The sequence below is a fragment of the Streptomyces sp. NPDC058240 genome (assembly GCF_042882135.1).
Taxonomy (GTDB): domain Bacteria; phylum Actinomycetota; class Actinomycetes; order Streptomycetales; family Streptomycetaceae; genus Streptomyces.
Genome location: NZ_JBHVWT010000001.1, coordinates 366,327 through 380,329, shown reverse-complemented (window position 1 = coordinate 380,329; position 14,003 = coordinate 366,327). Strand labels below are relative to the sequence as shown.

The 14,003-nt window shown below is 71.4% G+C and carries 13 protein-coding genes, 1 other RNA gene and 2 pseudogenes; 10 read left to right on the top strand and 6 right to left on the bottom strand.

The window, feature by feature from the left end:
* Positions 1–146 precede the first annotated feature (146 nt).
* Genes ACFVX4_RS01695 through ACFVX4_RS01685 form a run of 3 tightly spaced genes read left to right on the top strand, consistent with a single transcriptional unit; the run spans position 147 to position 2,988 of the window.
* Complete coding sequence (locus tag ACFVX4_RS01695; RefSeq protein ID WP_389970838.1) at positions 147–989, top strand: Nif3-like dinuclear metal center hexameric protein; 843 nt, start codon at positions 147–149, stop codon at positions 987–989.
* A complete protein-coding gene (locus tag ACFVX4_RS01690) occupies positions 986–1,729 on the top strand; it encodes a zinc ribbon domain-containing protein (RefSeq protein WP_389972046.1) in 744 nt (247 codons plus the stop codon). The genes ACFVX4_RS01695 and ACFVX4_RS01690 overlap by 4 nt, the downstream gene beginning before the upstream one ends.
* Complete coding sequence (locus tag ACFVX4_RS01685; protein WP_389970835.1) at positions 1,729–2,988, top strand: bifunctional RNase H/acid phosphatase; 1,260 nt, start codon at positions 1,729–1,731, stop codon at positions 2,986–2,988. The genes ACFVX4_RS01690 and ACFVX4_RS01685 overlap by 1 nt, the downstream gene beginning before the upstream one ends.
* Positions 2,989–3,022: 34 nt before the next feature.
* Here the strand turns inward: ACFVX4_RS01685 and eda are convergent, their stop codons facing one another.
* Positions 3,023–3,643, bottom strand: coding sequence for a bifunctional 4-hydroxy-2-oxoglutarate aldolase/2-dehydro-3-deoxy-phosphogluconate aldolase (gene eda, locus ACFVX4_RS01680; protein ID WP_389970832.1), 621 nt, complete (start codon positions 3,641–3,643; stop codon positions 3,023–3,025).
* Between the two features lie 97 nt (positions 3,644–3,740).
* Complete coding sequence (gene yaaA / locus ACFVX4_RS01675) at positions 3,741–4,541, bottom strand: peroxide stress protein YaaA (protein WP_389970829.1); 801 nt, start codon at positions 4,539–4,541, stop codon at positions 3,741–3,743.
* Positions 4,542–4,692: 151 nt separating this feature from the next.
* Between yaaA and ACFVX4_RS01670 the strand changes: the two genes are divergently transcribed.
* Complete coding sequence (locus tag ACFVX4_RS01670; protein WP_389970826.1) at positions 4,693–6,135, top strand: RNB domain-containing ribonuclease; 1,443 nt, start codon at positions 4,693–4,695, stop codon at positions 6,133–6,135.
* Here ACFVX4_RS01670 and ACFVX4_RS01665 read toward each other — a convergent pair.
* Both ACFVX4_RS01665 and ACFVX4_RS01660 read right to left on the bottom strand, forming a co-directional pair.
* On the bottom strand, positions 6,080–6,703 hold the full coding sequence (locus ACFVX4_RS01665) for a hypothetical protein (protein ID WP_389970823.1): 624 nt from the start codon (positions 6,701–6,703) through the stop codon (positions 6,080–6,082). The genes ACFVX4_RS01670 and ACFVX4_RS01665 overlap by 56 nt on opposite strands.
* Positions 6,700–7,443: a MerR family transcriptional regulator gene (locus tag ACFVX4_RS01660; protein WP_389970820.1), complete on the bottom strand. Its 744-nt coding sequence runs from the start codon at positions 7,441–7,443 to the stop codon at positions 6,700–6,702. The genes ACFVX4_RS01665 and ACFVX4_RS01660 overlap by 4 nt, the downstream gene beginning before the upstream one ends.
* A 170-nt stretch (positions 7,444–7,613) precedes the next feature.
* On the opposite strand from ACFVX4_RS01660, the gene ACFVX4_RS01655 reads away from it, so the two are divergent.
* Both ACFVX4_RS01655 and rnpB read left to right on the top strand, forming a co-directional pair.
* A complete protein-coding gene (locus tag ACFVX4_RS01655) occupies positions 7,614–8,192 on the top strand; it encodes a Uma2 family endonuclease (RefSeq protein ID WP_389970817.1) in 579 nt (192 codons plus the stop codon).
* Positions 8,193–8,247: 55 nt separating this feature from the next.
* Positions 8,248–8,649, top strand: an RNA gene (gene rnpB / locus ACFVX4_RS01650) — RNase P RNA component class A.
* A gap of 133 nt (positions 8,650–8,782) precedes the next feature.
* On the opposite strand, the pseudogene ACFVX4_RS01645 reads toward rnpB, so the two are convergent.
* Positions 8,783–10,112, bottom strand: a pseudogene (locus tag ACFVX4_RS01645) (nucleotide sugar dehydrogenase).
* 67 nt (positions 10,113–10,179) lie between these two features.
* Here ACFVX4_RS01645 and ACFVX4_RS01640 point away from each other — a divergent pair.
* Positions 10,180–10,953 (top strand): glycosyltransferase family 2 protein, encoded by a 774-nt coding sequence (locus ACFVX4_RS01640; protein ID WP_389970814.1) that lies wholly within the window; start codon positions 10,180–10,182, stop codon positions 10,951–10,953.
* Between the two features lie 342 nt (positions 10,954–11,295).
* Here ACFVX4_RS01640 and ACFVX4_RS01635 read toward each other — a convergent pair whose 3' ends face one another.
* On the bottom strand, positions 11,296–11,502 hold the full coding sequence (locus ACFVX4_RS01635; protein WP_266419907.1) for a hypothetical protein: 207 nt from the start codon (positions 11,500–11,502) through the stop codon (positions 11,296–11,298).
* A gap of 369 nt (positions 11,503–11,871) precedes the next feature.
* Between ACFVX4_RS01635 and ACFVX4_RS01630 the strand changes: the two genes are divergently transcribed.
* From ACFVX4_RS01630 to ACFVX4_RS01620, 3 genes and pseudogenes are all read left to right on the top strand, one after another.
* On the top strand, positions 11,872–12,108 hold the full coding sequence (locus ACFVX4_RS01630; RefSeq protein WP_389970811.1) for a multiprotein-bridging factor 1 family protein: 237 nt from the start codon (positions 11,872–11,874) through the stop codon (positions 12,106–12,108).
* A gap of 34 nt (positions 12,109–12,142) precedes the next feature.
* Positions 12,143–13,126, top strand: coding sequence for a transcriptional regulator (locus ACFVX4_RS01625; RefSeq protein WP_389970809.1), 984 nt, complete (start codon positions 12,143–12,145; stop codon positions 13,124–13,126).
* Positions 13,127–13,142: 16 nt separating this feature from the next.
* Positions 13,143–13,496: pseudogene (locus ACFVX4_RS01620) on the top strand (hypothetical protein).
* Positions 13,497–14,003: the final 507 nt, after the last annotated feature.

Genomic DNA, 14,003 nt, shown 5'->3' with positions numbered 1-14,003 from the left:
GGGTGTGGCTTGATTTGGGGGGTGGAGGCTTGTGAGGAGGTGTGGTCCTCTCTTGTGAAGTGGTGGTCGCAAAGCGGTGCGTCTCGCCCCGCACGCCCCCCCACAGCCATGGGCGACGGGGCACGGAGGGCAGGTAGCCTTTGCTTGTGCCCCGTCTGTCTGATGTCCTCGCCGAGCTCGACGCTCTCTGGCCGCCCGAGCGGGCCGAAGGCTGGGACGCGGTCGGTACCGTCTGCGGAGACCCCGACGCCGTCGTCGACCGTGTGCTCTTCGCCGTCGACCCCGTCCACGAGATCGCCGACGAGGCGATCCGGCTCGGCGCCCAGCTGATCGTCACCCACCACCCGCTCTATCTGCGGGGTACGACGACGGTCGCGGCCGACACCTTCAAGGGCCGGGTCGTGCACACCCTCATCAAGCACGACATCGCGCTGCACGTCGCCCACACCAACGCCGACACCGCCGACCCGGGCGTCTCGGACGCCCTGGCCGGTGCGCTCGACCTGCGCGTCGAGGGCCCGCTCGTACCGGACCCGTCCGACCCCGAGGGGCGGCGCGGCCTCGGCCGGATCTGCGTGCTCGACCACCCCGAGACCCTGGCCGAATTCGCCGCCCGCGCGGCGGCCCGGCTGCCCGCCACCGCGCAGGGCATCCGGCTCGCCGGCGACCCGGCGGCGACGGTGCGCACCGTCGCGGTCAGCGGCGGCTCCGGCGACAGCCTCTTCGACGCGGTGCGCGCCGCGGGCGTCGACGCCTTCCTCACCGCCGACCTGCGCCACCACCCGGCCTCCGAGGCCGTCCAGCACTCCCCGCTCGGCCTGATCGACGCCGCGCACTGGTCCACCGAGTGGCCCTGGTGCGAACAGGCCGCGACACAGCTCGACGCGATTTCCGACCGCCACGGATGGGACCTGCGGGTCCATGTCTCGAAGCAGGTCACCGACCCCTGGACCACCACCACCCACCACTCTTCTGGAGCCCCCAACTGAACGCCGCGCCCGCCGACCAGATCCGACTTCTCGACGTCCAGGCCCTCGACGTACGCCTGTCGCAGCTCGCGCACCGGCGCAAGTCGCTGCCCGAGCACGCCGAGATCGAGTCGCTCACCAGCGACCTCGCGCAACTGCGCGACCTGCTGGTCGCCTCGCAGACCGAGGAGAGCGACACCGCCCGCGACCAGACCAAGGCGGAGCAGGACGTCGACCAGGTGCGCCAGCGCGCCGCCCGTGACCAGCAGCGCCTCGACTCCGGCGCGGTCACCTCGCCGAAGGACCTGGAGAGCCTCCAGCGCGAGATCGCCTCGCTGGCCAAGCGCCAGGGCGACCTGGAGGATGTCGTCCTCGAAGTGATGGAGCGCCGCGAGTCCGCCCAGGAGCGCGTCACCGAGCTGTCCGACCGGGTCTCCGCCGTCCAGGCCAAGACCGACGACGCGACCGCCCGCCGCGACGCCGCGACCAAGGAGCTCGACGAGGAGGCCGCGACCGTCACCAAGGAGCGCGAACTGGTCGCCGGTTCCGTCCCCGCGGACCTGCTGAAGCTGTACGACAAGCTCCGCGTCCAGCAGGGCGGGGTCGGCGCCGCCCGCCTCTACCAGCGACGCTGCGAGGGCTGCCGCCTCGAACTGAACATCACCGAGGTCAACGACGTGAAGGCGGCGTCCCCGGACACCGTCCTGCGCTGCGAGAACTGCCGCCGCATCCTGGTCCGTACGGCGGAGTCGGGCCTGTAATGACCCAGCCGCGCCAGTTCGTCATCGAGGCCGACGGCGGATCCCGGGGCAACCCCGGACCCGCCGGATACGGAGCGGTCGTCATCGACCCGGTGACGGGGGAGACCCTCGCCGAGGCCGCCGAGTACATCGGCGTCGCGACGAACAACGTCGCCGAGTACAAGGGCCTCATCGCGGGCCTGAAGGCGGCGAAGGCGCTGGTACCGGACGCCTCGGCGGACGGCGCGGTCCAGGTGCGGGTCCGGATGGACTCCAAGCTGGTCGTGGAACAGATGTCGGGCCGCTGGAAGATCAAGCACCCCGACATGAAGCCGCTCGCGGCGGAGGCCGCCAGGATCCTGCCGGCCTCCGCCGTCACGTACGAGTGGATCCCGCGCGAGAAGAACAAGCACGCCGACCGGCTCGCCAACGAGGCGATGGACGCGGGCAAGCGCGGCAGGCAGTGGGAGCCGTCGGCGTCGACGGCCGCCCTCGACGCCCCCCGGCCCTCGACGGCCGCAGGCCCGCCCCCCGTGTCCGGCCCGCCCGGTGACGCGGCGGCGGGCGCGGCCAAGGCCCGCGCGGCCCTGGCCACCCGGCAGGGAGCGGCCTCCCCGGCGACCCCCCGGGTCGGCTGGGGCGCGGCGCCCGATCTCGGGGCGCCCGCCACCTTCGTACTGCTCCGGCACGGCGAGACGGCCCTCACCCCCGAGAAGCGGTTCTCGGGCAGCGGCGGCAGCGACCCCGAACTCTCGGCGACCGGCCGCCACCAGGCCGAACGCATCGCCCAGGCGCTGGCCGCCCGCGGCACGATCGAGGAGATCGTCAGCTCCCCGCTGCGCCGCTGCCGCGAGACGGCGGCTGCGGTGGCGGCCCGGCTCGGCCTGGAGGTCCGGATCGAGGACGGCCTGCGCGAGACGGACTTCGGTGCCTGGGAGGGCCTGACCTTCGCCGAGGTACGTGAGCGTCACGGCCACGACCTGGACGCCTGGCTCGCCTCCGCGAAGGCGGCCCCCACCGGCGGCGGCGAGAGCTTCGCCGAGGTCGCCCGCCGGGTAGGAGCCACCCGCGACCGCCTCACCACCCGCTACGCGGGCCGCACGGTCCTCCTGGTCACCCATGTGACGCCGATCAAGACCCTGGTCCGACTGGCGCTCGGCGCCCCGCCGGAAGCCATGTTCCGGATGGAACTCTCGGCGGCCTCGGTCTCCGCGGTGGCGTACTACGCGGACGGGAACGCGTCGGTCCGCCTGCTCAACGACACGTCGCACCTGCGGTAGCCGACGGCGGACACCCGGGGCGGCCCGGCGGCGGTCAGCCGCGCAGCCCGGCCGCCTCGTTCGCCAGCCGCTCCACCCGCGCCCAGTCCTTCGCCGCGACCGCATCCGCCGGGACCATCCAACTGCCGCCCACGCAGCCGACGTTGGGCAGCGTCAGATAGGACGGCGCGGAGGCGAGGGAGATGCCGCCCGTCGGGCAGAAGCGGGCCTGAGGCAGCGGTGCGGAGAGGGCCTTCAGGTAGGCGGTGCCGCCGGCCGCCTCGGCCGGGAAGAACTTCATCTCGGTGACCCCGCGCTCCAGCAGCGCGACCACCTCGGACGTCGTGGAGACACCCGGCAGGAACGGCACCCCCGACGTCTTCATCGCGTCCAGCAGGCTGTCCGTCCAGCCGGGGCTGACCAGGAACCGGGCCCCCGCGGCGACGGTGTCGGCGACGTTCCGTACGGAGATCACCGTGCCGGCCCCGACCACCGCGTCCGGCACCTCGGCCGCGATGGCCCCGATCGCGTCCAGCGCCGCGGCGGTGCGCAGCGTCACCTCGATGGCCGGGAGCCCGCCCGCGACCAGGGCGCGGGCGAGCGGCACCGCGTCGGCGGCGTCCTCCAGGACGACTACGGGCACGACGGGGGCAAGGTCCAGCACAGAGGAGGTCATGCGCTCATCTTGCCGCGACGTACGCACCGTACGCAACGAGCGTTGCGCATGATGCAACGCGCGCGGTGTGGTGATCGCACCGCGAGCGGCCGGTGGCTCAGTGGATCTCCGTCACCACGACATCGATCGACCACGCCCGCCCGGCCCGCGCCGGAGCCTCGGCCTCCACCACGTACCCGAGCCCGCGCAGGGTCTCCACCAGCTCCGCGGGCTCCTTCGGGCGCGCTCCGGAGACCAGCAGGTCGCGGACCATCCGCCCCTTCGTCGCCTTGTTGAAGTGGCTGACCACCGACCGCTTCTCGACCCCGTCCACCAGCTGGGAGTGCAGCACCCGCACGCTCGCCGTGCGCTCCGCCACCTCGCCCTTCGGCTTCCAGGCCGCGGTGTAGGCGGAGGACCGCAGGTCCAGGACGAGCCCGTCCCCGGCCGCCTCCGGCATCACCTGTGCCATCGGGCCCCGCCAGTACGCCCCGAGCGCGCCCAGGCCCGGCAGCTTCACACCCATCGAGCAGCGGTACGAAGGAATCCGGTCGCCCACCCGCACGGCGCCCCACAGCCCGGAGAAGACCAGCAGCGACTTCCCGGCCCGCCGCCTGGCCGCCGCGTCCAGGGAGGCCAGGTCCAGCGCGTCGTACAGCACCCCCGTGTAGATCTCCCCGGCCGGACGCGTCCCGGCCGTCCGCAGCTCCACGTTCTTCGCGATCTCGCCGCGCAGCCCCTCGCTCAGCCCGAGCACGTCGCGGGCCTTCTCCTGGTCCGCCGCACACAGCTCGGCCAGCTCGTCGAGAACCGCCGCCCGCGCCCCGGCCAGGCCCGGCAGCGACAGCGACTCCGGCTTCAGGGGCGCCCCGCGCCCCGAGGCGGCCTTTCCTTCGGAGGGCGGCAACAGCACGAGCACGGCGGTTCTCCTTCGTACGCACGGTCGGGGCGGGACCAGGGCCTCCCCGCTCGAAAGTCCCCAGGCCCCCGCGCCAGCGTACGGGCACACCGGGACCGGCCGGGCCGTCACCCGGGATGCCGCCCGCCCCGCCCCGCCATACGCTCGGTCCATGCCCCGCCGCCATCTCCGCATGACCGGGCCGGCCGACACCCCGCTGAGGGGGTCCCTGCGCAAACTGCGCACCGAGCTCGGCCTTCCCGACGACTTCCCGTCCGAGGTCCTCGCCGAAGCGGCGCAGGCGGCGAAGGACCCGGCGGTATCGGCCCACGAGGACGCGACGGACCTGCCGTTCCTCACCATCGACCCGCCCACCTCGACCGACCTCGACCAGGCCCTGTACCTCGAACGCCGCCGACGCGGCTACCGGGTGCACTACGCCATCGTCGATGTCGCCGCCTTCGTACGCCCCGGCGGCGCGCTCGACACCGAGGCCCACCGCCGGGTGACGACCCTCTACTTCCCCGACGGCAAGGTGCCGCTCCACCCCACCCTGCTCTCCGAAGGGGCCGCCAGCCTCCTGCCAGGGCGGACCCGTCCCGCCGTGCTCTGGCGGATCGACCTCGACAGCGAGGGCGGCGCCGTCGCCACCTCGGTGCGCCGGGCCCTCGTCCGCAGCCGTGCCAAGCTCGACTACGCGGGCGTCCAGCGGCAGATCGACACCGGCACCGCCGAGGAACCCCTCGCCCTGCTCCGCGACATCGGACGGCTCCGTGAGGAGCAGGAGGTCGCCCGCGGCGGCATCTCCCTCAACGTGCCCGAGCAGGAGATCGTCGAGCGTGACGGCGGCTACGGCCTCGAATACCGCGCCCCGCTGCCCGCCGACGGCTGGAACGCCCAGCTCTCCCTGCTGACCGGCATGGCCGCCGCCCACCTCATGACCGAGACCGGCACCGGCATCCTGCGCACCCTGCCGGTCGCCCCGGACGGTGCCGTGGCCCGGCTCCGCCGCTCCGCCGAGGCGCTGCACATCGACTGGCCGCACCACGTCCCGTACGCCCAGGTCGTCCGCTCCCTCGACCCGAGGCGGGCCGACCACGCCGCATTCCTCCAGGAGTGCACCACCCTGCTGCGCGGCGCCGGCTACACCGTCTTCGAGCACGGTGAACTCCCCACCCCCGCCGTCCACGCCGCCGTCGCCGACCTCTACACGCACTGCACCGCCCCGCTGCGCCGGCTCGTCGACCGTTACGCGGCCGAGCTGTGCCTCGCCGCCGTCGCGGAACAGGACCCGCCCGAGTGGGTCCGCGCCGCGCTGCCCGGCCTGCCGAAGGAGATGGCGGACGGGACCAGGCGCGCCAACACCGTCGAGCGCGAGTGCGTCGACCTGGTCGAGGCGGCGCTGCTCAAGGACCGGATCGGCGAGATCTTCGACGCGTACGTGGTCGACGTGTCGGAGCAGGAACCCACCACCGGCACCGTCCACATCGACGACCCGGCCGTCGTCGCCCGGATCGAGGGCGGCGACGCGAAGCTCCCGCTGGGGGAGCGGCTGCGGGTCAGGCTGGACCGGGCGGATCCTGGTTCGGCGAAGGTGCTCTTCGCCCCCGCGTGAGCGCGGCCACGGCTCCACCCGGATCATCCGCGTGGAACCGGACCACCCGCGCCCGCTCCCGCTTCCCCAGCGGCCGTACGAACTCCACCGGACCGGCCAGCTCCACGGTCACCGTCGTCTGACCGCCCACGACCAGGTCGAGCACCCCGTCCGCGCCCAGCCGCACCGGCCCGCCCTCGGGAAAGCGCCGCTCGACCCGCGCCCCGGTGACCGCACCGGCGGGGATCCGCAGGTCGAACAGCCCGCCGTAGCGGATCCGCAGCGCGCCGTCGGCGTCCACCACATGCGGCCGGGTCACGCACGCGGCATGCAGGCCCAGGACGAACACCACCCCGTACACATCGAGCACCAGCAGAATCCCGTGCACGACCGGCCACGGCACCAGCAGGGCCAGCATCACCGTCTCGATCACGGAGACGAACAGCAGGCCGTACATCATCGCGGTCTGCGGCCCGGTGTACGGGACGGCGAGGGCGCCCTCGGGAACGGCGTGACGCCGTCGCAGCACCCACAGCCCGAGACTGTGCAGGGAGCGCATCTCGTGCCCGACGAGGCGGCGCACGCTCATCGCGTCCCCCTCCCCGCCACCCGCGCCGTCAGGGCCGCCATCACCCGGCGCACCACCTCGGCCTGCGCGGGCGCGTAGTCGTCGAGCAGCGCCTCGCCGAGCCCGGTCATGACCGGGCCGCCCGAGGGGATCGCCGCCAGCACCCCGTCCGGCACGGCAGCCGCCAGTTCGGCGGCGAGCGGAGGGATCCGGGGATCGTCCACGGGGGCTGCGGCCAGCGCGTCCAGCCGCTCGTACAGCGCGTGTACGGCCGGGTCGTCGGCCAGCGGTGCCAGGGCGGCGTGGATCTCGCCGCCGACGCCCGTGGTGTCCAGCAGTACGAGATGCTCGCGGTCCTTGGCGGCCATGGGGGAGCCGGTCGTCGGGGCCGTACCCAGCAGCTCGGCGAGAGCCGGCGACACGGGCTCCTCGGCGGAGACCGGCCCGTCCAGCAGCCGGGCCAGCCGTCGCCGCCGCTCCTGGATCCCGCTCTCCTGCCGGGCCAGATCGGCGTCCAGCTCGGCCAGCACCTCCATGAGCTCGCGCCCCGCCGCGTCGGCGAGCACGTCCCGCACCTCGTCCAGCCCGAGCCCGAGCTCCGTGAGCCGCCGGATCCGGGCCAGCACCACGGCGTCCCGCACGCTGTAGACGCGGTAGCCGTTGGCCCGGCGTCCGGGCTCGGGAAGCAGCCCGATGTGGTGGTAGTGCCGGATCGCCCGCGAGGTGACCCCGACGAGCGCGGCTATCTCTCCGATGCGCATGGGCCCAGTAGAAACCTTGACGCCGCGGCAGGGTCAAGCGCTCACCGCGCGCACCGCATCCGACAACTCCGCGCGGTCCTGCTGCCACGATCGAGGGAAGCACCCCCATCTCACGAACAACTGATCCACCGATGTCCCAATCTGGCGAGCGACCGAGGAAGGGGTGCGACATGACTGCCAAGCCGCACGAACCCCTCATGCAGGCGGACGTCCTGCTGGAGGGCTTTCTGGCGCTGGATACGCCGAAGGGCTTCCGGGCCGAGTTGATCGAGGGGGACATCGTCGTGACGCCGCCGCCGGACGGGGACCACGAGGACTGCCTCAGCCTCATCCTGACGCAGGTGGTCAGGCGTGCCCGATCCGGTATGGCCTTCTCCGCGAACAAGGGGCTGAAGCTGCGGAGCGGGGAAGGACGCCCCGCCAACCACGTCATTCCCGACGGCACCTTCGCCCCCACCGAACTGCGTCTGTACCGGGGAGCCGATCCCTGGATGCCGTGCGAGGGGGTGGCCCTCGTCGTCGAGGTCACCTCGACCAAGCCCCGGGCGGACCGCACGGACAAGCGCCACTGTTACGCCCGCGGACCCATCCCGCTCTACCTCCTGGTCGACCGGGAGCAGTCCTCGCTGACGCTGTTCAGCGACCCGGAGGGCGACGACTACCGCCAGCACTGCACGATCCCGTTCGGCAGGCGGCTCGCTCTTCCGGCGCCGTTCGCCTTCGATCTGGAGACCGAGGAACTCATCTGAACGCGGTGCCGTCCGGCGGCCCCCACCAGGCGGGTAGCATGGTCGGCACGGCAGACGAGCCGGGCGGACGGCCGCGTGGGGATCTTCGGATCTCCCCGAGGAACGTCCGGGCTCCACAGGGCAGGGTGATGGCTAACGGCCACCCGGGGTGACCCGCGGGACAGTGCCACAGAAAACAGACCGCCAGGGACTTCGGTCCTCGGTAAGGGTGAAACGGTGGTGTAAGAGACCACCAGCGCCTGAGGTGACTCAGGCGGCTAGGTAAACCCCACCCGGAGCAAGGTCAAGAGGGGCCGTCGCAAGACGGCCCTGCGCGAATGATCGAGGGCGGCCCGCCCGAGTTCGCGGGTAGACCGCACGAGACCGGCAGCAATGCCGGTCCTAGATGGATGGCCGTCTCCCCGGCCGCCGCGAGGCGACCGGGCGACAGAACCCGGCGTACAGCCCGACTCGTCTGCCGGTAAGCCGAGGAAGGGCCCCAGGTCAGGCGTTTTGCCTGGTCAGGGGCCCCTTTCGGTTTCAAAGCGCGAGGCGCAGCTTGCTAACTGCCTGGTCCCGTTCTGGCGGGCGGTGACCTCCAGCGCCGACGCCTATAGGACATCGACGTTCGCGCCGGACAGCCGCTTCCGGCAGTCCAGCACGTACTGGGCGTGCAGCTCCACTGCCCCGTAGTCGAATTCGTCGTGGTCGGTGAGCAGCACCACCGCGTCGGCCGTGGCCAGCTCCTCCGGCGTCGCCTCGACCCGACGGACGGCGGCGAACGGGTCGCCCTGCCGGTCGTGCTCGGCCGCCTGCTGCCCCGGGATGACCGGTTCGGGGACGTGCACCCCGACCACCACGTGCGGGTCAGCGGCCCGGACCTCGGCGCCCATCCGGGCCAGCAGGTCGGCGACCCGCGCGGCAGGCGTCTCCCGCGCGTCGCCAGTGTTCTTCTTGTACGCGAGACCGAGCAGGAGCACCCGGGAGCCCTTCACCGAGCGCTGCCGTTCGTTGAGCGCCTCGCCGAGCCGGCGCACCACATGGTCGGGCATGTGGCTATTGATGTCGTTGGCCAGCTCCACGAAGCGGAAGGACTGGCCGAGCGCCCGCTCGACCCGCCAGGACAGGTAGGAGGGGTCGATCGGCAGGCAGTGCCCGCCGACCCCCGGGCCAGGGGCGAAGCGCAGGAAGCCGAACGGCTTGGTGGAGGCGGCGTCGATCGCCTCCCAGACGTCGATGCCGAGGTCGTGCGCGAACATGGCGAGCTCGTTGACCAGGGCGATGTTCACGTGCCGGAAGGTGTTCTCCAGCAGCTTGGTCAGTTCGGCCTCCTTGCAGGAGGAGACCGGCACCGTGCGCTCGACCAGTTGCCCGTAGAAGCGATTCACCGCCGCCAGGCCCTCGGTTGTGGTGCCGGAAACCACCTTCGGGGTGTTCTCCAGCCGCCACTGCGGGTTGCCCGGGTCGATTCGCTAGGGGCTGTAGCCGAGGTGGAAGTCCTCGCCCGCCCGCAGGCCAGAGCCCTCTTCCAGTAGCGGGGCGAGCAGTTAGCGGGGCGAGCAGTTCCTCGGTGGTGCCCGGATAGGTGGTGGACTCCAGAACCACGGTGGCCCCGGGGCGCAGGTGCTGCGCAAGCAGCCGGGCCGACGACTCGATGCACGAGAGGTCGGGTACCCCGTCCCGGAGCGGGGTGGGCACGGTGATGACTGCGATGTCGAAGCCTGCCACGTCCCCGGGCTCGGCCGAGGGCAGGTATGCCCCGCTGTCCAGGAGCGGCCGCAGCCGCTCGGCGGGAATGTCCTCCACGTACGACTCGCCGACCGCCAGCCGCTTGATCCGGCGATCGTCCACGTCGTAGCCGATGACACGGTGCCCCACCTCTGCGGCGCGCACGGCCAGCGGCAGCCCCACGTAGCCCTGACCAGCGACAACAACATGCATGGCAGCTCCCCTCACAATTCCAGTGCTTGAATGGACCGTCGTCTTTGGCCTAGCAAGGAGAAGCGCTGTGCCCCTGGTGTCCGTCGTGATGCCCGTGTACAACTCGGCAGCAACTCTTGGCACAGCGGTTCGGTCGGTGCTCTCGCAGACCCACAGCGACCTGGAGCTGCTGGTCACCGACGACAAGTCTTCCGATGGCTCCATGGACCTGCTCATGGAGTTCGCCCGGCAGGACAAGCGCGTCTTGCCGGAATCGGCACCGGAACAGGGCGGTGCCGGCCGGGCACGCAACCTCGCTATCGAGCGGGCCCGGGGGGATTACGTCGCCTTTCTCGACAGTGACGACATGTGGCTTCCGGAGAAGACTGAGCGGCAAATCGAATTTGCTGCGGCGGGTAGTGCGCCTCTGACGTTCACCTCGTACTTCAAGATGGACGCCGATTACGAGGGCGAGGGCATCGACTTCATCCCGAACGGGCGCGTGGTCCGGGCGCGGGAATACGTGGACTACCGCGCGATGCTGGTCCGGGACCACATCGGCGCTCTGACCGCCATGTACGACCGCACCGTCCTCGGCACGCGGCTGATGCCGGAGATGCGGAAGCGACAGGACTACGCCCTGTGGCTGTCGATCATGCGCGACGGCGCTGACGCCCGGGGTCTGCCCGAGCCGCTTGCGGTGTACAGGTCCCACCAGGCGGGATCGCTGTCCTCCAACAAGTTGTCGCTGGTCCGGTACAACTGGGAGCTGTACCGCGAGCACGAGGAGCTGTCTCTCCCGCAGGCGACGCGGGCGCTGGCCGGCGCTGCGTGGCAGTCGCTGCGCAACTCGCGGATCTAGGACCCTCCAGCCGGATTCACTTCGCCCGGCTGGGCGAAGTGATGCTCGGCCCGCTGGCCGAAGGCTCTTACGCCGGTCGGCGGCCGGGTGGGAGTCTGTGCCAGTCCGAGGTCGACAAGGTCGCCTTGTCGGACGCGTCGTCCATCAGCTTGTTGAACCGCTCGCCGTGCCTGTCACGGACCGTCTTGTGCGGTCCGGCACTTGATGGCCCACCCCCGACGTGACGTCTGGCATGGGATCGGAAGTCATACCGGAGGCGGGCGTTCGCCCTCGGCAGGCTGGGCCGGATGGCCGCCTGTGGGGGCGGAGTCTGGGTGCGGACGGCGATCTGCGGGCAGCGGCTCAGAGGCGAGCGGCCTGGATGTTGTCGGCGGCGGTCGTCCACTCGACTCCGGACACGGGCCGGATGTGCGCGACCCGGATCGTGCCGTGGTTGTGGAGCTCGTGCGTGACGGCGACGAGCACACCCTCCCCGCGTGAGGCGATGTCGCGGACGTTCGTGTTCAGGAGCGGGTGCTGCTCGTAGCCGTCGGGGCCGACCGGGTTCACGTCTCCGTCTCCTGCCGGGTCTCGACGCGGCGCATGAACCTCTCCCAGCCGCCAGCCGCCAGCCGCCAGCCGCCAGCCGCCAGCCGCCCGTACCCGCAGAGCCCGGCTCGGCGCACCCGGCCGGGGCTCCGGCGGCGTGCACGTACGGCCGCTGGAGCCAGGGTTTCTGCGGGGCAGTTCGGAGGTCGTCACGCGGTCGCTCCTCTCGTATGGGGAGCCGTCCGGGAGGTCCTTTGACCTCCGAGCGGCATGTGACCAGTGAACGACGATCCGTTACCGTCTCCCAGAGCGGACCCCGGGCACCTCCCAGGCGTTTTCCGGGCATTGGGTGGTGCAAGCGGGGAAGGTGCTCTTCGTGAGGGGAGACCAATGGCATTAAGACGTAGGCGTTTTGCCGACCGGCGAGCGTCGCAGGGTTACTCTCAGGAGGAATTCGCCGAAGCGCTCACAGTGGCCGTGTCCACCGTGATCCGCTGGGAGGGTGGCCGTGCCACACCGCAGCCGCACCAACGGCCCAAGATCGCCGGCCTGTTGGGAGTTCACCCTCTCCGGGCTGGAAGGGCTTCTCGTCGAAGAACAGCTGGCCGAAACGGCCGTGCTCCCTGACACCCCAACCCTCCTCCACGGTGAAGATGACGATATGAAGCGCCGCGATGTCCTGGGTCTGCTCGCTGTCACAAGCGCGCTGGTCGCCCTTCCCGATTCAGGCGAGGTTCCTCAGGGGCATACGGCGGCGGCGCTCCTGGAGTCAGGGGAGGATCTGCATCGCAGCCTGTGGCAGGTCTTCACCCTCTCGGACTCCAAGCAGGCCGTCCTCCCAGCGGTCCGCAGGCAACTCGACGTCCTGACGAAGGGCCTGGCCGAGGCGCGCACCGCAGCGGACCGGGCCCGGCTGTGCACCATGGCGGCCGACCTCTACCAGCTCGCCGGTGAACTCTTCTTCGACGCCAACCGGTACACCGACGCCGCCCAGTGCTACACACTGGCCGCCAACGCCGCCCATGCCGGTGGTGACCACGACCTCTGGGCCTGCGCCATGACCCGCCACGCCTACGTCGAGCTGTACGCCCGCCGCGCGCCTGCTGCCCAGCCCCTGCTGGCAGTGGCCTCCCGGATCGCCCGGCGGGGCGACAGCGCCCTGTCCACCCGACACTGGGTCTCCGCCGTCCAGGCCCAGGTGCACGCGGCCATGGGCGACATCGACGGCTGCGCCCGGGCTCTCGACGAAGCCGAGAAAGTGCACTCCCTCGACGGCCACTCCCACAATGGTGGCTGGCTCCGCTTCGACGGTTCCCGCCTCCCCGAGGAACGAGGGGCCTGCTGCCTCCAGCTCGGCCGCCCCGACCTCGCGGAGGACGCTCTCACCGCAGCCCTTGCCCAACCCCTCTCTCTGCGCCGTCGTGCCGCAGTCCTGAGTGACCTTGCCGTCCTCGGGGCCCACCGGGGCGACGTCGATCAGGTCGTGCAGTACGCGGAGGCAGTGCTCGGCCTGGCCGACCGGTCGAACTCGGGATTCATCGGCAAGAAGCTGGACGGACTTCGAGGGCGTCTTGCCCCGCTCATGGCCGATGGCCGAGTCTCGGACCTGGATCATCGAATCGCGGCGCTTCCGCGTACCGCATGACGAGAGGGACACGCGCATGAGTGACGGTCGGATCTTCCGCGAGGCGTGGATCGCCGGGGTGACCAGGCACTACCCCGGTGAACCGAAGCCCGGCTACCTCACGCCGTGGGACGAGACGCCCGAGTGGGAGCGCGAAGCTGCCGCCGCCGTGTACGGACAGGTGCGCGACTTCATCAGGATCAGCGAAGGGCACGCCGCACGGCTCACCCGCGAGTAGAAGGGCCGCTTCGTCGCCATCTGTTGGACCGCCCAGATGTTCAAGCACTTCGAGGACCCGAAGCCCGGATACGTCGCAGACTGGGCCGACCTGCCGGCCTGGCAGCAAGAGACGGACGCGGACATCTTCGAGCGCGTCGAGCAGACCTTCTGACCTCCGGAACGACGACGCCCCGTCCGGGCTGACCTGGACGGGGCGTCTCCTTACGTAGCCATGAAGGTAGCCACGGAAGTGTCCTTCCTTCATTTTCGTGCAGGTCATAGCGTTGCGGTGACTGTTCCCGGCGTACAGCCCGACTCGTCTGCCACAGGGGTCCCTGGTCAGTGAATTTCCTGGCCAAGGGCCCTTTTCCGTCGGACTGGGGACACTCGCCGTGAGCGCGTACTGCCGGATTCGCGGCGCGCCCGATGAGCCGCACGCCGGGAGGCGGGCGACTCACCGGACTCGGCCGTGTCAGGTGTCCTGGTGGTCGGCTTGCTCCGGGGCCGGGGCCTCCAGGTATTCGGGGCATTCGGGGTTGTGGCAGGGGCCGGGGTGCCACACGGGTACGAAGATTCCGAGACTCTTGTGCCGTCTCTTCACAACCGCGGTCACGGGCTGCTTGCAGACCGGGCAGACAAGCGCCCCTTGGGGACCGGTCTCATGCTCGGCTTTAATCAT